Annotated in this window: 16 protein-coding genes; 5 read left to right on the top strand and 11 right to left on the bottom strand. The window is 60.2% G+C overall.

From position 1 onward, the window contains the following. Positions 1 to 105 precede the first annotated feature (105 nt). From NKJ09_RS02415 to NKJ09_RS02400, 4 genes are read left to right on the top strand one after another with little or no spacing between them, the layout of a single operon-like run. A complete protein-coding gene (locus NKJ09_RS02415; protein ID WP_352482625.1) occupies positions 106 to 1,002 on the top strand; it encodes a carbohydrate ABC transporter permease in 897 nt (298 codons plus the stop codon). Continuing rightward, entirely contained in the window at positions 999 to 1,922 is a 924-nt protein-coding gene (locus NKJ09_RS02410) for a carbohydrate ABC transporter permease (protein ID WP_023717676.1), read from the top strand. Before NKJ09_RS02415 ends, NKJ09_RS02410 begins: the two co-directional genes overlap by 4 nt. Positions 1,923 to 1,924: 2 nt before the next feature. After that, positions 1,925 to 3,028 (top strand): ABC transporter ATP-binding protein, encoded by a 1,104-nt coding sequence (locus tag NKJ09_RS02405; protein WP_352482627.1) that lies wholly within the window; start codon positions 1,925 to 1,927, stop codon positions 3,026 to 3,028. 19 nt (positions 3,029 to 3,047) lie between these two features. Beyond that, the gene (locus NKJ09_RS02400) at positions 3,048 to 4,313 is read left to right on the top strand and encodes an ABC transporter substrate-binding protein (RefSeq protein ID WP_023717677.1); all 1,266 of its coding nucleotides are present in this window, start codon (positions 3,048 to 3,050) and stop codon (positions 4,311 to 4,313) included. Positions 4,314 to 4,909: 596 nt separating this feature from the next. Here the strand turns inward: NKJ09_RS02400 and NKJ09_RS02395 are convergent. The 5 genes from NKJ09_RS02395 to NKJ09_RS02375 all read right to left on the bottom strand — a co-directional run bounded on the left by NKJ09_RS02395 (position 4,910) and on the right by NKJ09_RS02375 (position 9,839). Then, on the bottom strand, positions 4,910 to 5,947 hold the full coding sequence (locus NKJ09_RS02395; protein ID WP_023717678.1) for a phosphatidylglycerol lysyltransferase domain-containing protein: 1,038 nt from the start codon (positions 5,945 to 5,947) through the stop codon (positions 4,910 to 4,912). A 265-nt stretch (positions 5,948 to 6,212) separates the two neighbouring features. Further along, on the bottom strand, positions 6,213 to 6,935 hold the full coding sequence (locus NKJ09_RS02390; RefSeq protein ID WP_352494621.1) for a glycosyltransferase: 723 nt from the start codon (positions 6,933 to 6,935) through the stop codon (positions 6,213 to 6,215). Positions 6,936 to 7,024: 89 nt separating this feature from the next. Then, entirely contained in the window at positions 7,025 to 7,816 is a 792-nt protein-coding gene (locus NKJ09_RS02385; protein ID WP_023717680.1) for a glycosyltransferase family 2 protein, read from the bottom strand. Between the two features lie 113 nt (positions 7,817 to 7,929). Beyond that, the gene (locus NKJ09_RS02380; protein WP_051409615.1) at positions 7,930 to 9,099 is read right to left on the bottom strand and encodes a glycosyltransferase family 4 protein; all 1,170 of its coding nucleotides are present in this window, start codon (positions 9,097 to 9,099) and stop codon (positions 7,930 to 7,932) included. 98 nt (positions 9,100 to 9,197) lie between these two features. After that, positions 9,198 to 9,839, bottom strand: coding sequence for a sulfotransferase family protein (locus NKJ09_RS02375; RefSeq protein WP_023717682.1), 642 nt, complete (start codon positions 9,837 to 9,839; stop codon positions 9,198 to 9,200). Between the two features lie 509 nt (positions 9,840 to 10,348). On the opposite strand from NKJ09_RS02375, the gene NKJ09_RS02370 reads away from it, so the two are divergent. Then, entirely contained in the window at positions 10,349 to 11,263 is a 915-nt protein-coding gene (locus tag NKJ09_RS02370; RefSeq protein WP_023717683.1) for a sulfotransferase family protein, read from the top strand. 18 nt (positions 11,264 to 11,281) lie between these two features. On the opposite strand, the gene NKJ09_RS02365 is transcribed toward NKJ09_RS02370, so the two are convergent. The 6 genes from NKJ09_RS02365 to NKJ09_RS02340 form a co-directional block, all read right to left on the bottom strand. Next, on the bottom strand, positions 11,282 to 11,977 hold the full coding sequence (locus NKJ09_RS02365) for a sulfotransferase family protein (RefSeq protein WP_023717684.1): 696 nt from the start codon (positions 11,975 to 11,977) through the stop codon (positions 11,282 to 11,284). A gap of 72 nt (positions 11,978 to 12,049) precedes the next feature. After that, a complete protein-coding gene (asnB, locus tag NKJ09_RS02360) occupies positions 12,050 to 13,792 on the bottom strand; it encodes an asparagine synthase (glutamine-hydrolyzing) (protein WP_198030461.1) in 1,743 nt (580 codons plus the stop codon). Positions 13,793 to 14,141: 349 nt separating this feature from the next. Next, entirely contained in the window at positions 14,142 to 14,951 is an 810-nt protein-coding gene (locus NKJ09_RS02355; protein ID WP_352858406.1) for a sulfotransferase domain-containing protein, read from the bottom strand. 47 nt (positions 14,952 to 14,998) lie between these two features. Further along, positions 14,999 to 16,033: a hypothetical protein gene (locus tag NKJ09_RS02350; RefSeq protein ID WP_352762249.1), complete on the bottom strand. Its 1,035-nt coding sequence runs from the start codon at positions 16,031 to 16,033 to the stop codon at positions 14,999 to 15,001. A gap of 183 nt (positions 16,034 to 16,216) precedes the next feature. After that, positions 16,217 to 17,389 (bottom strand): glycosyltransferase family 9 protein, encoded by a 1,173-nt coding sequence (locus NKJ09_RS02345; RefSeq protein WP_352494620.1) that lies wholly within the window; start codon positions 17,387 to 17,389, stop codon positions 16,217 to 16,219. Next, a complete protein-coding gene (locus NKJ09_RS02340) occupies positions 17,379 to 18,413 on the bottom strand; it encodes a glycosyltransferase family 9 protein (RefSeq protein WP_352494619.1) in 1,035 nt (344 codons plus the stop codon). The genes NKJ09_RS02345 and NKJ09_RS02340 overlap by 11 nt, the downstream gene beginning before the upstream one ends. Between the last annotated feature and the right edge of the window lie 54 nt (positions 18,414 to 18,467).

The raw sequence follows: 18,467 nt of genomic DNA, 5'->3' as shown, positions 1-18,467 counted from the left end.
CTTGTCACTGTTGACAGAGCGATATCGTCATGATTGGTTTAACGCTAATATGAAAATTGCCAGAGCCGCGATCGGCTAAGGCAGGCCTTCGAGGGAGGAACCCGAATGGCGCTCAGGTGGAGCAAGGTCTCGCCGCAGCTTGCGCTGATTCCTGCGCTCACTGTCACCCTGGTGGCCTTCGCCGGCGCCATCGGATGGACGATCTGGATGTCGTTCACGCGTTCGCGTCGTTTCCCTGACTACGCGATCGACCCCGCAGTTTGGGCGCGCCAGTATGACCGGCTTTTCAGCGACGGCGTCTGGATGACCTCGCTCCGGAACGTCGTCGTCCTGGCGATCGGCAGCGCGCTCGCCATCGTGCTGGGTTTCATCCTGGCCGCGATGATCGAGAAGGAAAAGCGCGGCGAAGGCTTCTTCCGGACGATTTTTCTCTATCCGCTCGCGGTGTCGCTGATCGTCACCGGCATCGTCTGGCGCTGGATGTTCAACCCGGCCCTCGGTGTCCAGAACTTCCTGCACCAGCTGGGCTGGGAAAGCGCCAATTTCAACTGGCTGGCCGATCCTGCCACGGCAATCTACGGCATCATTCTCGCCTCGATCTGGCACGGGCTCGGCTTCTACATGGCGCTGATGCTGGCCGGCCTGAAGTCGATCAACACGGAAATCTGGAGCGCCGCCAAGCTCGACGGCGTGAGCTTCTGGCGGCTCTACGTCGAGATCATCATTCCGATGCTGAAATTCACGTTCCTGACCTGCGCGATCCTGCTGTCGCTCGGCGTGGTCAAGACCTACGACATCGTGCTCGCCATGACCAATGGCGGACCCGGTACGTCAACCTGGACGCCGGCCTATTTCGTCATCAACGCCTATTCGACCCGTTCCAACATCGGTTACGCGTCCGCCTCAGCAGTCATCATGCTGTTGATCACGGCTGCCGTCTTCCTGCCGCTGATGCTGGTCACCGCCTGGCAAGTCCGCCGTCGCCAGGCCGCCGCCGTATGAATGCCGTGTCCGCTTACGAGACATCAGCGGCCGCGCGCATCGGCGGGCGCGTCTACCCCCGTAGGCGCCGCCGCATCAAGGGAGCGTCGATCGCCGTCCTCGTGTTCCTCGCCATGTGCGCGGCCTTCATTTCGATCCCGCTCTACGTGGTGATCGTCACCTCTTTCAAGACAATGGACCAGATCGCGCTCGGCGAGGTCTTTTCGCTGCCGACCACCTGGACATTCGAAGGCTGGTGGAAGGCCTGGGCAGAAGTCTGCTCGGGCATGACGTGCGAGGGTGTCAGGCACGGATTCTTCATCTCGCTCGCCATTCTGTTCCCGAGCCTGTTCCTGTCGATCGCCCTGGCGTCGGTCACCGGCTACGCGCTGGCTCTGTGGAACGTCCGCTGGGCTGGCCCCTTTCTGTTCGTATTGTTCATGTGCGCCTTTGTGCCGTTCCAGATCATCATGATCCCGTTGGTCGCCCTGACCGCCTCGCTCGGCATCTACGGCACCATTTGGGCGATCGCCGTCATCCACGCCGTGCTGGCGATGCCGCTGCTGACGTTGATCTTCCGCAATTTCTACAAGGACGTGCCGCCCGAGATCATCAACGCGGCGATCATGGATTCCGGTAGCTTCTGGCGCATCTTCGCCGAGATCATCCTGCCGATGTCCGGCAACATCATGATCGTCGTGCTGATCCTGATGATCACCAGCGTCTGGAACGACTTCCTGATCGGGCTCACCTTTGGCGGCATGGGCGCCCAACCGATGACCGTCATCCTGGCCAACACCGTCATCACGGAGCGCGGCGAGGTCCACTACAATGTCGACATGGCCGCAGCTTTGCTGACGGCCATCCCGCCGCTGGTGGTCTATTTCGGGCTCGGCAAATTCTTCGTCCAGGGCATCACCGCCGGAGCCATCAAGGGATAGCCGTGCCGAAGGTCGAATTCAAAAATATCGTCAAGCAGTTCGGGCGCGTCACCGTGCTCGAGGATCTCGACCTCACCGTCAATGACGGCGAGTTCCTGGTGCTGCTCGGCCCGTCCGGCTGCGGCAAGACCACATTGCTTAACCTGCTTGCCGGCCTGCAGGAGGTGACCGCAGGCTCGATCACCATCGGCGGCCGCGATGTCACCGATCTCGATCCCAAGGACCGCGGCCTGGCCATGGTGTTCCAGTCCTATGCGCTCTATCCGACAAAAACGGTGCGCGGCAACCTGAAGTTCGGCCTCTCGGCGCAACGGCTCGACCGCGGCGAGATAGAGCGGCGTGTCGCCTGGGCCGCACAGCTGTTGCGTATCGAACCGCTGCTCGACCGCCGTCCGGCGCAACTGTCCGGCGGCCAGCGCCAGCGCGTCGCCATCGGCCGCGCGCTGGTGAAGAATGTCGACGTGTTCCTGTTCGACGAGCCGTTGTCCAACCTCGACGCCAAGCTGCGCACCGAGATGCGTCTGGAGATCAAGAAGCTCCACCACGACCTCAAGAAGACGGTTGTCTACGTTACCCATGACCAGGTCGAAGCGATGACTATGGCGACGCGGATCGCTGTAATGGACGGCGGCGTCATCCAGCAGATCGGCACGCCGGACGAGATCTACGAGCGGCCGGCCAACCTCTTCGTCGCTCGTTTTGTCGGCTCGCAGCCGATGAACGTCTTCGAGACGACGATCGATCTCACCGGCAACCGCGTCGTCGCGACCCACCGGTCGACCGGCGTCGAGATGGACCTGTCCGACTATTCCTTCATCAGGCAGCCGGCCACGGGCATGAAGGTGCTGGTCGGCTTGCGGCCGGAGCATTTCTCGATCGGCAGGCCGAATGGCGGCAAACCGGCCGCCATCTTCGACCTGCCGCTGCGCTACAGCGAAAAGACCGGTAGCGACGGTACCGCCTTCTTGGCGGCCGCCGACGAGCTGCTGGCTGTGCATGTAGACCATTCGCAGATCGGCGCGCTGCGGGACGGCGCCAGCGTCAGAGCGATCTTTCCGGCCGACCGGTTCAATCTTTTCGACGCCGAAACTCGGAGTCGGATTTAACATCAATAGGGAGGAAACGATGTCCAGAAGACTGACGTCCAAGAGACTGCTGGGCGCATTTGGACTGGCGCTGGCGATCGGCGCCGCGCCGTTCGCCAGCGCCGCCGCCACCGAGCTCAAACTGTTCCATACATGGTCGAATGAGAGCGAGATCGGCGCGCTCAACGCGATCGTCAAGGCGTTCGAAGCGAAAGGTAATAAGATTACCGAGATGGCCGTGCCGCACGAGCAGGCCGGCTCCAGCCCGCTGGTCAGCCTGATCGTCGCCGGCACACCACCCAATTTGTTCATCAACTCCGAGCCTGGCCTTTATCGCGATCTGACCAAACGCGGACTGGGCGAGCCGCTCGACGCCTATTTCGACAAGATCGGGGCGACGCCGAATTTTCCCGAAACGGTTTTGAAGTCAATCAAGGTCGACGGCGAGATCCGCAAAATCCCGACCGGCGTCCATATCGACGGGATGATCTACTACAACAAGAAGGTCGCCGCCGAGGCCGGCGTCGACCCGACCAAATGGGCCTCGCTCGACGATATGTTCGCCGACATGAAAAAGGTCCAGCAGGCCGGCTTCACCTTCATCGGAGTGGGCGGCAACACGTTTCAGGCCGGCTATCTCTTTCATGCCCTGGTCGCTGCCGTCGCCGGCCCGGACATATACAACCGCTTCTATGGTGAAACGCCTGACAAGACTGTGTTCGACGAGAAAGGCCTGCGCGACGCGATCGACATGTTCCGCAAGATCACCAGCCAGGCCGACGCGGGCTGGGTGAACCGGCAATGGAACGAGACGACCAGCACGGTCATTTCGGGCAAGACGCTCATGCAGATCCATGGCGACTGGATGAAGGGTCAGTGGAAGGCCAACAAGAAGGTGCTCGGCGAGGATTTCGGCTGCATCAACATTCCCGGCACCAAGGCGCTATCGGTGACGGTGGATGCGTTCGGCATCCTCGGCGGCCAGCCCGATGACGTGCTCAAGGCAGAGCTCGACTTCGCCGGTACCGTCGTCGACCCCAAGATCAACGCCGAGTTCGCTTCCATCAAGGGATCGAGCCCGGTGCGCCTGGACGTTCCGACCGACAAGCTCGACGCCTGCAACCAGCTCGTCCTCGACTCGCTGAAAAAGCCCGGCTTCAGCGTCCAGAATCCTTTCAACATATCCGACACCGACTGGCTGAACTCGGTGTGGAATACGATGTACACATTCCAGGGCGACCCCGACATGACGGTCGACGACGTCATCGGGGATTTCCGCAGCGAATACGCGGCGGTCTTCCCGTAATATTGGTTGAGTCCGCGCCGCCCACCTGCCTCGCGAGTTCGTCGAAGGACGATACCCTCTCCCGTGAACGGGGAGAGGTTGATCGATCATTTGGCCAACTCAACGCGCTGCCACTAAGCCACGGGAAACATTTTGCGCAACAGATGACGGGGGCAACTCCTGCATCCATTGACAGTCGTCATGCTCGGCTGGAGAATGAAGAAGGTCAACGGCGATAGCCATGCGGGAAGGCAATGGTCCAACCGCCAGATACCGGACACCGTCCTGGCAGCGTCGTCGCGGTCATCGTCATTTGTTTGATCATCGTCGCTTTGTTCTTCATAGGCTTCAGATACTCAAGGCCAGGCCAAGGTACCCTCGTTATTCCTGGCGGTACGCTGCAGCAACCGTGAATCCGACCCCTTGGCGCTGATGCGGAGCCGTTCTCGGGCTACCAAAAGTGCCCCGGCGGGACTGGGGACGACAGCAAGAACCGTCCGGCGCTTCGCGGCCGGTCTTTTGCATCCCGCCGCGGCCTTCCTTTCCCACCTAAACAACCAAGCCTGGCCGGTGTGAGGTCGACATACTGGGAGACGACGAGCCCCATCCACCAGGCACTAGACGGCCCTGATCAGCCGGAGCAGAGAAAGCGCCTCGAAAAAGGTCCCCTTGCGAAAGGCGAGATAGGTCGGCTCTTCGACACCGTGGAACCGGCGCTTGAAGGCCGCCTGCCCCTGCAGGTTGAAGCGGGTGCGATTGACCCACGGCGATTCATAGGCGCGCTGGAAAGCGCACCGCCAGAAATCGCTTTCGACAAACCCGCTGGGTCCGATTTCCACCAGCGGCGACAGGCCGAGGGTAACGACGGAAACACCTTCGTTGCGAAAGCGGTCGACCGCAAATTTGGTCAGGCCGATCTCGGCATGCGCCGAGGCATCGATGTGCTTGCGCTTGAACGAGGTGGTGTAGCCGATGACCTTGCCGTCACTGAACAGCGGATCGAAATCCAGCAAGGCAACGAGCTCTCCATCCGGACCGTGCAGGACGAAGCGGCGCATGTCGATGCCAAGGTGATCGGCAAAGGGCCTGTTGAGAAACCTCATCTCCCAGCGCTTGACGATGCGGTCTGCCCGCCAGTTCTGGGAGAGCCTGGCAATCTCGTCGAGGAAGACGGTCCCGTTGTCCTCCGCAAAGGAAAACCCCTTCCTCAAGAGCCAACGTTCGGAATAGCGCACTGTCTCATTGCGCCTTCCGGAAAAGTCGTGGCCGGGCAGGACAAGCCTGGTGTCGACGCCAAGGCGGTTGACCTGATAGCCAAGCCCGGCAAGCACGCGCGCCGTCTGTTCGCCGATCTGCACGAACCACGGGCTGCCTGCAACCTCGACGAAACGTTTGATATAGTCGCGCCGATCGGCCGGGGCAGCCATTGGATCACCGAGCGCGAAATGATGTCGCGTTTTGCTGCCGTAAGCGATGTAGCCCTGGGCATCGCCGAAGTAATGAAGCCCCTTCTGCACGGCGGCCGAATAGGCAAGGGAAAAATCACCATGGCGACGGACCAGCGCCAGGCGCTCGACATGGTTCAGCTGCAGCCGCGGTATTTTAGGCCCGCGGTTTTCCAAGAAACGATCGAGGCGTCTTCGCAGTGACGGCATGGTCGACTTTCGCGTGCCGGCTAGGCCGATGAAAGAGCTGACGGACCCCAGACCGATCATATTGCCGCGAGCTGATCCTTACCTGGGTGCGGCATCTTATCCGGCCTGAGCTGCCAGATTTAGGCACAATCCGTCCCCGGTCCCGCCCCAAGGCGGCACCACGCATTGTTGTCGACGCCTAGCGTCTGACGGCTGGTTGCTGCGCTCTTCGCGACACGAAATCGATGCCACTTCGGAAGCGCTCACCTGCCAAACACGATGCCGCTTATCGAACTGCGCTCTGAGAAGATTGTGCTTGATCTGAAGCCAGGAATTCGTCGCGTTCTGCTATCCACAAATCGGCATAGTCGACATTCTGCCACTCGGCAAACCACGGGCCGCCGCTCGTATAGTGGACCGCCTTAGGTGTGCCGACAGCAGGCTTTTCGTTCCAGCCTTCGAGCCAATTCCACTCTACCGGCAATGAGCCCAGATCTTCGTCGGCAACCCACTGCATTCGGTGAAGATAGGCGCCACTTTCCTGGTTCACGACCTCTGGCGTGAGCGATTTGACCGAGGGATGCGCGCAATTGAACAGCATCAACGACGACCAGTTTTTCCGAGGATAGGATGTCTGGACCACGCCATCCATCTTGGTCGTGGCCTTCGGCGTATAGTCATGCTGGACGCAATAGACCGCCTTGTCCGAGTCCGTATATTTCAGCAGGCCGGCGACGTCACCGAGCCACAGGAAATCGCAATCGCAAAACAGGGCCCAACCCGTGTAGCCGGCGAGAAAGGGCGTCAGAAAGCGCGTGTAGGTGAACTCCGTTGAGGCGAGCGGGTCTTTTTCCCGCCAGTACAGCCCGCGGCTACGCATCTCGTCCTGCTTGATCGGAATGACGGAGACAGGCGCCGACGCATGTTTGAGCAGCGAGTGGCGCGCGACGTCGTACGCGATCGGCTCACGGCTGTCCCATCCGATAAATACCCTAAACGCATCAGTCATATTCACTACCCTGGCTTTCGATTTTAACCGTCGTACACTAACTAGTTGGCGATGGCTCGGCAACAATGGCGGTCGCGCAAGCCGGTTTCTCACAGATTTGTCCTGGCCTCGGTCTTGCTGGTTCGGGTGGAATTGGCCTCGCTCCCCAATGCCACACGCGCCCATTTCTGATAGGTGTAGCTGGCGGAATAAGCGGCAACCATCGCCCCAGTGGAACCGTCCAGAAATCCCAGCCGGAAAACATAGCTGCGCATATAAGCCCAGACAGAGCGCAAAACCGCCTTGCCTATCGAGCTTTTTTTGCCCTCGGCAAGCAGCCGCGCGGCGGACGCTTCGGCGTACCGGCCAATCTTGTCGTGGGCATCCGCCAGGTCGGCGATGGAGTCGTGCTCGATCGGCTGGGACAATCGCCCGACCTTCCCGTTCACCACTACTTTCTCGTGCACGGTATCGTCGCTGAAGCGCCCGGAGCGGCGACGAAATAGCCTGAGCACCAGATCGGGTGACCAGCCGCCATGGCGGACAATATGCCCGCAAAAGCGCGATCTTCTCGGTATTTCGAAGCCGTCATAGCCTTTTGGGTCGGCGATTGCGGCTCTGATTTCCGCACCGAGCGGCGCCTCCACCCACTCATCGGCATCCAGCGAAAGGATCCAATCCCCCGTTGCCGCGGCAAACGCACGGTTTTTTTGCGCGCCGAAACCGGGCCAATCAAGGGTCATCAAAACCTTGGCTCCGAGATCACCGGCAATGTCCCTGGTTCTGTCGCTGCTGTCATTGTCTAGAACGACGATTTCGTCGGCAAAATCCACCGAACGAAGGCAGCGCGCGATGGACGCCTCCTCATTGCGGGTGATGATAACGACCGAGAGCACCGGCACGGTCAGAAGGTTCCGGCATCAAAGCTGCCGCTGTCATTCGAATGTATCTGCAGCATCGGCTCCCGGCCTGTTAGCGCACTGAGGGTACTAACCTAATCCAACAAAGTCGAAAATCATTTCAGATCAAGGCTTTCATACAGCGCCATCATTCGCTTTATCATGACGTTGAAATCATAATGCTCGGCCGCCGCTCTCACCCGGGTCGCGGTCTCACATCGTGACGACAACTGCAGCGCGTGCGCGAGCCCTGCAGCGAGGTCGCTTTCGCTGGCCGCGTCGCAAACAAGCGTCGGCTCGAACCGCTCGACAAGCTCGCGCGCTCCGCAGCCGGTGCTTACCACAGCGGGCAAGCCGCTGGCCATGGCCTCGATCACCACTGTGCCGAAAGGATCATAGATGGAAGGCAGCACGGCAATATCGGCCGCGCCGTACCACGGCAACATGTCCTTTTGCGGCCCCAGCATCTTGAGCCTTGCGCCGAGACCCAGCCTGTCACCAGCCTGCCTGAAGGCGTTGGCGCGCGAATCGTGGCCGACGACCCACAATTCCGGCTCGCCATCGAGCCTGGCGACAGCCCTCATCAGTGCAAGAAGCCCCTTTCGCGCAAAGCCCGAGCCGACAAACAGGACGACCGACCTGTTATCGTCGACGTCGAGCCGCGCGCGGACCGCGGTCCGATGCTGTTGGCGCAGTTGCGGATTGAAGCGGTCGAGGTCCACGCCGTTGGGGATATGGTGCACATTTTCCGCCGGATAATCGTAGTGACGGACAATGTCGTCTGCGACCATTTTCGAAATCGCAATGACAGCTTTGAGCCGTGGGCTGGCATAGGTTGCGCGCTCGAGGCGCAGCGTCTGGCGGTGAAAAGGGCTCAGCGCCATTGCCGCCCTGCCAAGCCGCGTCTGGAAACGCCGCCGCTCGGCAAGATAGGCGGCATGAACGCCCTCCCCGGCCCGGAAGACATCGCAGCACGGGAGGCGATCGTTGCTCTGCACCAGCGCCCGTGGCATCTCGGCGATCTTGCGGCAGGCGGCTTGAGCAAAGGACGTCGCCCGCAGCGAACGCGGAAAGCGGCGGCCGGCGCAATGGATGAACTCTATCCCTTCATTACGCGGCCAGTCGCCGGAGAGCACGGCCACCGGCCGCTGACGCGCCGCGAACGCGGCCATGATGTTTTCCAGCATGATCTCGCCTCCACCGAAAGGCGCATAACGCTGGCGCACGAACAGGATCGGCACTGTCGGTTCGGCTTGGACCTGCCGATCATGCTGAGACAGAGCCATTTGACCTCGCTACGCCGTGAAGATTTGCACATGATCGACTGGAGTGTCGTTTTCCTGAGGTAGACTGTGCGCCGCCGAGCAGAAGCCGCGCATTGCCGTCAGTAGCCGAAAGCCTCAAAATCCTCGGCATAGAGGCTAGAGACGATCCCGCGCGATCTCTTATCATAGTAATCGTCGGCCTTGCTCGTCGCATCCGTTCGGCTTTGGCTGCGGTGGATGGTGTTGCTGATTTGCCTGCCGCCACTGATCCGATCCCACACCTTTTGGAAGTCCTCGGCGAAATTTTCGACACGACCGATAAAATCAAACTCGGACGTGGGCATGACAAGCGACGATGTCTGCGGAGCCCAATGGAGGTCCGCATACAGCCAGCCATCTTCCAGGAGATCACAAAATTCACAGAAAGTCGGGATATTGCCGCGCTTACCGATGTTTTTCTTTCCCGTCGCGACCTTATCCAAATAGGCCGACAGCACGCGGCTGTAGGGATTCCGCACAAACGTGAACGCGAACACGTTCGAAATCGAATCAACCTGATCGACGGTCAATTGCGACGGACGCAACAGGGTGTCGCTCTGCAGCAATTGTTTCTTCGCGCCGGCGAGCTGGAACTTTTCGCGAAATTTAAGCTGGGCCAAGTTTATTGTGACCGTAGAGTTGGCCGACTTCGCAATGCGATTGTAGAAAAATCCGTGATCGGGATCAAACAATCCTTGCCGATCGGCGGTCAGTATCGTCAATTTGCCGCCATACGGGTATCGCTTGTAAAACGGAGAAGCCGGTATGGTCCTTTTGGCGACCGTTCGGCCAACCTTTGTTTTGATTTTCCGAAATCGTTTCAGCACATTCGAGCTCGATCCGTGAGTGGTTTCGTCCCCCGTTTACCGTGCCCACCGCGGCGTATAGCGTAAGTCTGTCGACGCTGCCAAGTTAGAGATTGAATGTAAAAAATTTGGCGGAACATTTGCGTTGTCTAACGCCTTCCCACCCCCGGAAAAACATCGCAGCACAAAAGGCGATCATTGTCCTGCACCAGGGCCGGAAGCGTTGGTCGTGCTGTGACAAGCCCGTGCGACGCGCGATGCCTCTATCCACCTCAATTGAGCTTTCGAACTTGGCGGGAGTTTCTTCGCGGTCTATTAAGCGCCGTAAGCCAGCCTTGGATAGGGCAATGCGGTAAAGACAGTCTGCCTGCTTACAGGCCTATGCCACGACAGGTAGACTGATTTCAAGGCGAGGGTTTTTGCCGATGACGACCAGCCATGTTTCGCCCGATAATGTCGTGCCGGGCAAACCCCAGCTCGGCGCATTCCGTCGCCTCGAGCGCTCGTTGCGGCCACGGCTGCAAAGCCTTCGCGACGTAGTCAGGGAGCCGTTTCTTGCCTGGGCGCATCCGGAAGCCCTCGCCTTCTACCGCAGGGCCGTGGCAACCGCATACCTGCCGGACGACTTGATCGACGTGGTCCCGCAACTCAAGATCCTGTACCTGGCAACGCCGAAGGCGGCCAGCAGCCGCATTCGAAGCAACCTTGCAGCCATGATCGGCAACGACACCGTGTCGGGGTGGCGCAGCGACCAGAACTGGAAGGTCCACAACCGAAAGGCGTCACGGTTGCAGGCGCCTCGCCATGGCATCGTGCAGTTCCACCACATGGCGACAAGTGCTGAAGCCTTGCGATTTACCTTCGTTCGCAATCCCTACACCAGGCTGTTGTCGTGCTGGGCCGACCAATATCGCGACCGTCCCCTTGTGCCTGGCTATGGCAGGGTCGAGGTCTATCTGGCCCACCGCGAACGGGCCGATCCGGCGCTGCCTGTCGGCGCTGACAAGAGCCTGTCCTTTGCAGATTTCGTCGCCTTTGCCTGCAAGACGTCCACATGGCGCATCGACAAACATTGGCAGAGGCAAAGCGACATTGTCGAAGTTCCAGGAGTTGCGTTCGACCTCATCGGCAAGACCGAGACTTTCGCAAAGGATTTCGAACGGGTTCTCGATCATGTCGGTGCAGGCGACGATATGCGGCGCGCGGCGATGCCGCCCCTGCACACCTCCTCGCGTCGCAGGCTTGCCGACTACTTCACGCCAGAACTGGCGGATTCCATCTATCGCGCATATGAGCGCGACTTCGATCAGTTTGGCTATCCGCGCGCGCTTCCAGAGTGAAAATATCGGGCGTATCGCTCAAAGGTACCCGAAAGCCTGCATCAGGGGCTTCCCACGGCCCTCGGTAAGCTCCGCCAATTCCTGCTGACCAAGGTCGGTCTTCCATCGTCCGCGCCCGTCATAGATCGGCTGATTGACCTGCTGGTTGCGGAGTGCAGTATGTTGCTTCTCAAGTTCGACTTCGGCCGGCTTGAACCATTGCTGCGGCTTCCTGTGATAGTCGAGCAGGTCCGGGCTGAAGGGCAGGTTGAGAAAGCCGCAGATGCGCTCGACGATCTTGGCCGGATCCTCGACCAGATCCTCGTAGCGATAGATCAGTACATCCGGCTGTCCTTGTTCGGCGAGAACGAGCGCATTGTCGCCGATCCAGCGGTCGAGCGCCTCCCTTGGATCGCCAAGACGCTTGGCCAATGACGCCACGACGTCGCGCCCGTCCCGCACCGGCATCACGAAACGCGCCCCGGGCACGAGGCGGCGAATACGGCCGACGCGACGGATATGCCGCGGCGTTTTTTCAAGCAGCAAGGTCTTTCCGGCACCGCGCGCCGCGCGCTTCAGCTTCCAATAGCGAAACATCGCCAGCGGCGTCCATTTGAAGAAGACATTGGTTTCCTGGAACGGCAGGTAGACGTCGGGATGGGCTGCGAGGATCGTCGCGATCAACGTCGTGCCGCTATGACCGCAGCCGCATATGAATCCGGTCCGCATCACCATGTCGGCAGTGCTCCCATGGCCCGACCCCGCTCCGTCACGGCAAAAAAGAAATGCTGGCAGCCTTGAGGGTGGCTATGCGGAGGCATTCGAAAACTTGGCGCCTTTCAGGAAACCGGACAATACCGCCTCCTGATAGCTTTCCTCGGATTGCGAAGCCACGGCCGTTCGCTTCCAGCTTTGTGGAAGACCAAATCCCTGCTTCTTACGTTTGAGCGTGCTTGCCGGCAAAACATTGCGATATGCGTATTTAAGCCCGCCCTTAAGCTGGCCATCCTTGTAAAGAAACGACTCCGGCAGGCTGAACGCATATTCGATCATCGTTCGCGACAGGAACGGGATACGCGCTTCGAGCGAAACCGACATGCTCAACCGATCGACCTTGGTCAGGATATTGTTGGGCAGACTGGTATGAAAATCGAGATATTGCAGGCTGCGCAACGGTCCGAGTTCCGGCTTCCACCACGCCCTGAGATGGGCGAGTTCATCATAGTCAGCAGCGATGGCAAGGCGTTCGCGATAGACGTCGCGCTGCCATCTCGTTCTGCCGGAGCCAATGGCGATGGAGAGCTCGACCGGGTCACGCGTGGTGATCAGGCGCAAATTGCGGTCCTTCAGGCGCCACCCGCTCTGTGAACCGAACGGGACGAAACGTTGCTTCCTGCGAATGCCGCTAAACCGCTTGTATGAGCGATAGCCGCCGAAAAGCTCGTCCCCGCCATCGCCCGTCAGCACGACGGTCCTGTCGCGGCTGGCAAATTCGCAGACACGAAACGCCGGGATGGCGGCCTTGTCGGAAAGCGGCTCGTCATACCATTCCCGCGTGCGGTCGAAGACGTCATCGAGCTCTGTCGGCTGCAGGATCCGGATCGCGTGTTCGGCGCCGAACAGCGCCGCGACCTTGGCCGCCTGCGCGCTCTCGTCAAATCTCGGATCTTCGAAGCCGATCGAAAACGCCTTTGCCGTGGGGTTCACCGCAACGGCATGCGACAGGACAACCGCCGAGTCTATGCCGCCACTGAGAAAATAGCCGACCGGCACATCGCTCACCATGTGAGCGGCAACGCTCGCCTGCATGCGGTCCCGCAGCCCGTCGGCCAGGCGGTCGTCATTGTCCGAGCGGAGTTCGGTAGGCATGGTCCAGTAACGCCCGACATCGACGCGGCCGGTTTCCAGATCGAATGTCAGCCGACTTGCGGCCGGAAGTTTGAAGATATTGCGGTAAAGGCTTTTGGGCGCTGGAATATAGCGGCATGCGAGATAGTCCAGGACAGCCGTCTCGTCGATCGGCGGCAGATCGTCGCCGAGCCAGGTCTGCAGCGCTTTCAGTTCCGACGCCCAGGCAAATCGGCGTCCCGAATGGAAGTAGAAGAACGGCTTCATGCCCGGCCGGTCGCGGATCGCATGCAGCTTGCGGCGTTCCCCGTCATGGATCACGGCCGCATACATGCCGTCCAGCTTCTCGCAGAGCCCTTCGAGCCCCCACACCCGATAGCCATGCAGCACAACTTCGGAATCGGACTGCGAGGTGAATACGCAGCCTTTGGCAATCAGATCGGCGCGGAGCTCGCGATAGTTGTAGATCTCACCATTGACCGTGATCGCGAACTTCCCGTCGGCGCTGACCATGGGCTGATTGCCTGCCGCCGAGAGGTCGATAATGCTGAGGCGCCGAAACCCGTGATAGAGATCGCTGGTGACACGTGCGCCGCCATAATTCGGGCCGCGGTGCACAAGCGTGTCGCGGGCCTGGTCGGCACGATGGATATCGTCGGGCGAAAAGCCCTCGGCACGATAGACGCCGAACAATCCGCACATCATTGGCTCCGCAGGAAGATCTTCGGTTCGAAAGCTTTTTGCCGGCTCCGCCAGCCGGGCCAGACCAGTATAGGAAACTGCCTGGATGCTCAACCGCCCTGCTGATTTGTACGGTCAGGCTCGAGCGGCCTCGAGCAGGCGCCTCATGTTCTTCTCCGCCTCGTCCATCACCTCGGCCCAGGGCCGTAGGCGGCCGTGATCTGGGGATCGGCCCGGGCCGAGCGCGCGGGCCGATAGAACTCGCATGATGGATCGCTGTGGCCAGCCAGACCTGCTTCTCGGCCTTCTCGAACCGGAGAGCAGAACCTAGATGGCAAAAAAGGCATCGGCATATGAGGCAAAATCGTAGCTATCGGCGTCGTGCCGCTATGTCCGCATCCGCAGACAAACCGATGCATCGGATCAATTCACACCTGCCCCTGTCGCCGATATAAGATATGCCATGCCGCAGGAAGGCCTCATCGAGCCGCTTCCAGTAATCGAGCCGCGCAAGTACATTGTCGCAGAAGGCTACATCATCTACGCTGAGGTAGTCCAAATAACCACCGACCTTACCTTTTCGAACCTTGAAACTTTCCGGGTCGTCAGGATTGCGTGGTCGCAATTTTCCGCCATAGCGCGCACCCAGTTCTCCTGAGATTTCAGATTGCTGCATTCGTTTGAACGACCTACTGACGACCACATCAGCAAGGTTGGACTCGTCGAAGGACTTTCCCACAAAGTTTCCGACACTGCGCAAAGCGTCGTTTGTATCCCGCTGCATATCTTCATAGCGCAGAAGCGCAATTTTTCGCATGTAACTTGCGGCTGCGAACCACTGCAGATTGAAAAGGGCAATCTTCTCGACGCCGTGTTTGGGGCTCCTTACACATTCGCCTATCGGACCTGCTCCCAGCTGATGGCGTTTGCAAACCTGAAAATATCCAGACACCACAGTGTCGCGGGGGTCTCGCGTCAGAAATAGGATCCGCTGCCGTTTGTAGCGTGATTTGTCGGTGCTGATCTGTGCAATGTCACGCAGCTCCTTGTGGTCGGAACCATCATGCGTGTAAGCCGCATTGACGCCCAGATCGTCAAGCATTACGCGCAGCCACGTCCGCCCGGACTTGGGAAACGAGACGACAAGGAGTGGCGGCCTTTTTGCAAAGAAGTTGGACAACAATCTCAACTTAGGCCTCCGATTGCGAGCACTTTGATTGCGCAAAATCAGCGGTTGTAAATATCGATCAAAGCATTGGCGATCCGTTGCGAAGCTGGCATCTTCGGATCAATCGACAGATTGGCATTGAGGAAGTCCCGGCTTTGCTCAAAATAGGTCGGTCTTGACCTGACCGCAGCAAGGATATCGTCGACGAGTTGATGCTCCGACCATGTTGGTTTGAAAGCGCCCATAGGACTGTCGAACTCGACCATCGGCGAAACCAGCGGAAAGAGCACCACCGGAATGCCGCAGGCGATCGCTTCGTAAACCGTGGTGCTTGGGCGAGTTACTAGCGCCAGGGCGTCCGGGAGCAGTTGTGCGAAGTCTACGGGCGATTTGTTCGGCATGTCGACTTTTGCGAACATCGTAGGATGGACACTAACGACATGGGCAAGGCCGAGTTTCGCACATGCGGCTGCCACCGCTTCAATCGATTGGCGGTCTGCGAGGTCTTCGATATCCCCCTTGAAGTTCACCAGCACGAAAAGCCCTTCATCGTGTCTGGCGCCCGCGTTTTCGACAGCACGCTCAATTACCGGGGAGCCGACAATGTAGGTCGGTTGTCGTCGTTGCTGCAGCGCTGCCGGTCCCATCGACAGGATGTAGTCAGCTCTCACAAATCGATGCGGCTGCAGCAGTCTCGCACCTCCGATGAGGCCGACCACACGGACCATTCCGAAGTTGATAGAATCTATGAACCGCCTAAAAAATTGCGGTGCATAGTCATTTCCAGTCACCAGCATGTCGCAGGGTCTGATCGTCCGCTTGAGCTCAGCAAAGCTGATATGCGACATTCCCCGGGCGTTTAGTTCAGGGCGTGCGACGCCGCCGCGTTTCAATCCGTCAATATGCGCGAATACGCATTGAATGCCGCCGTCGACCAGAAGTTGAGCCGCATCAGCCAGCAGACGAACATTGTTGCGATTGTGTGGGACGAAGTAGACCGTCCTCGTCTCTGCCCTGCCGCGAGCGTAGATACGCCCCCGCCTGAACAGGTTTCCTGGATGCACAAGCCTGTACACCGCGAGGAGCCGCTGCACAAAGTCTTCGCTGATAAGAGAAGCCGACTTGTTCCCCGACCTACCCAAAGATATGCATCGCCCTCCAAGTCTTGAACCAGCCGCCAGCCGGCAGTTTACAGCGTTCTCGCCGTAAAAAAAGGCCCTTGACCACTTGGCTGCTGTGGCCTTCCTAGTGCGTTCGCGATGCCAGGCGTGGCGGAGTCAACTAGAGGCGATGAGTGAGCACATGTGGTGTCGCGCCTCGTCCATCACGTCGGCCCAGGGCCGTTCGCGCTTTGAGACCAGCACGGCCGAAGGATAGTAGGGCGTGCGGTCGCCCTCCACTGGCCACGAACGTTTGAAGCCGTCACCAAGGATGAAGACCGACGGGACGCCGAGGGCGCCCGCCAGGTGGGCCCCGGTGTTGCTGATGGTTACGACGGCGTCCATCGCTGCAACCTGCGCCGCGAACATGTCCATGTCGACAAGCTGATCCACGGTAGGGTCGTGCAACACACGTGTCGGGTCGCCATCGGTCAAGATTTTCAGGTCTGACTCGGTCCGGCCATATTGCAGCGAAACGAACCGAAGGTCCTGTCGGCCAAGCAGGGGACGCCACGCCGCCAGCGGCGGCAGGTCCTTGCCGGGATTGGAGCTGCCCCATGCGACGCCGACCAGCGGCCGGCCGTCCTCGCTGTAGCGGGCGCGAAGTTCAGCGACCCGCGCCGGATCCGGTTTAAGCGGGACGAAATGCTCCCGGATCGTCGCCTCATTGGTTTCGAACACAGCAGTCAGATGCTGGACGCCGGCAAAGGCCTGCGCCTCGGCGTAGGCGGCCTTGTTCCCGGGACCGACAGCCCGCACATCGGCAATGGGAAATGTCCGCTGAAACAACGGCACCAACCGATGCTCGACGAGCACGATCAATCGTGCGGCGCGGGCGAGCGCGCGGCCGACGGAACTCGCATGATGGATCGCGGTGGCCAGCCCCTGCTTCTCGGTCTCCATCAGGTCGACGAGCAGTACCTGGCCCGAGACATCCTGGCCGAGCCACTCACGCTCGACACGGCCTTCAACGATATGGCGCCGGGCGATCTTGAGTTCGGCCGCCGGGCCGTAAGCGCCCATCCGCATCAGCGCCTTGCCGAGCTCGTCGAGCAGATGTACCTCGCCCCTCGACTTCGCGATCGATGCTAGCGCCAGGGCTTTCGGCAGCGCGGCCGACCAATCGCGCGCCTCGATGCTTCGCCGATAATCCGCCATCTGATCGGCAATATCGCCGTCACGCCAGCGAAGGAAAAGCTGCCGCCGATGACTGCGGAACCAAACCTTGTATTTGTAGCCGGCAAGCGCGATAGCGCGGCGGAACCGGAGAAGAAATCGGCTATCGGCCATCAGCAACTCCACTGATGATTTGCCTGATCCGTCCACCTGCTTCCTGCATTGCGGACGCCCATGCCTGGCCGCCTTTTCTGACCAGTCGAACGCTTGGATATGTGGCCACGGTCTCGCCGAAGGCGGGCCACGACAGCCGAAACCCGTCGTCGAGCATGACGACCGTTGGGACGCCAAGCGCCCCCGCCAGATTGGCGCCGGTATTGCTGATCGTCACCACGGCATCGAGCGCAGCGATTTGCGCGGCAAAGCGGTCCATATCCGACAACTGGTCGACGGAAGCGTCATGGATGATGCGTCCCGGCACCCAGTGCTCGAACTCGGAGAGCGCCGGCCCGACATCGCCATATTGCAGGCTGACGAAACGTCCCGGCAGGCTGCCGAGCAACGCCCGCCAATCGTCCAGGGCCGGCAGGTCCTTGGCCTTGTTCAGGCTTCCCCAGGCAAAGCCGATCAGAGGACCGGGGCCGCGATCGAGGTAGGTGCTGCGCAACTCGGCGACCAATCGGCGGTCCGGCTCCAACGGGACGAAGGGCGCGCGTGCTGCCGGTTCATCCGGCCAGAAGTGCTTCGCCAGTGTCTCGAAGCAGGCGAAGACATCGGCGTCCACCGCCGCCACCTCCCCCTGTTCCTCCAGCCTGAGATCGAGCGCAGGATATGTTCGGCGATAGAGTGGCACCAGTCGCGGCTCGACCGAGACGATGCATCGCTCGGCAGCCGCGACCACCGGGCCAAGCAACGACGCGAACTGAAGGAAAATCGCAAGGTCGCCTTCGCGGCGCTCGACGGCAAGCCTGCGACCCGCAAGATCACTGCCATCCCATTCGGGCCTGCCTGGCATTTGCTTGCTCGACGCAATCAACTGCCAGGCACGGTTTCCGCCGCCGAGACGTCTGAGCCCACGCCCGGCTTTCTTGACAAGCCCGCGATCGCCAAGCTGCTCACCGAGCAGGCCGAGTGCCAGCGCATGGTCCCGGGCCGCCTTCCAGTCGCTTCGCTCGACGCTCTCCGCCATCAGCCTCATATGCCGTTCGACGCTTTCGTCGGCATGACGCGAGGGCCGTTTAAGAAGTTCCTT

Origin of the sequence: Mesorhizobium sp. M0189 (assembly GCF_040322135.1) — a bacterium.
In the GTDB taxonomy this organism is placed as follows: Bacteria; Pseudomonadota; Alphaproteobacteria; order Rhizobiales; family Rhizobiaceae; genus Mesorhizobium.
Note: the sequence above shows the minus strand (reverse complement) of the source record. Positions and strands in the feature narration are given on the sequence as shown.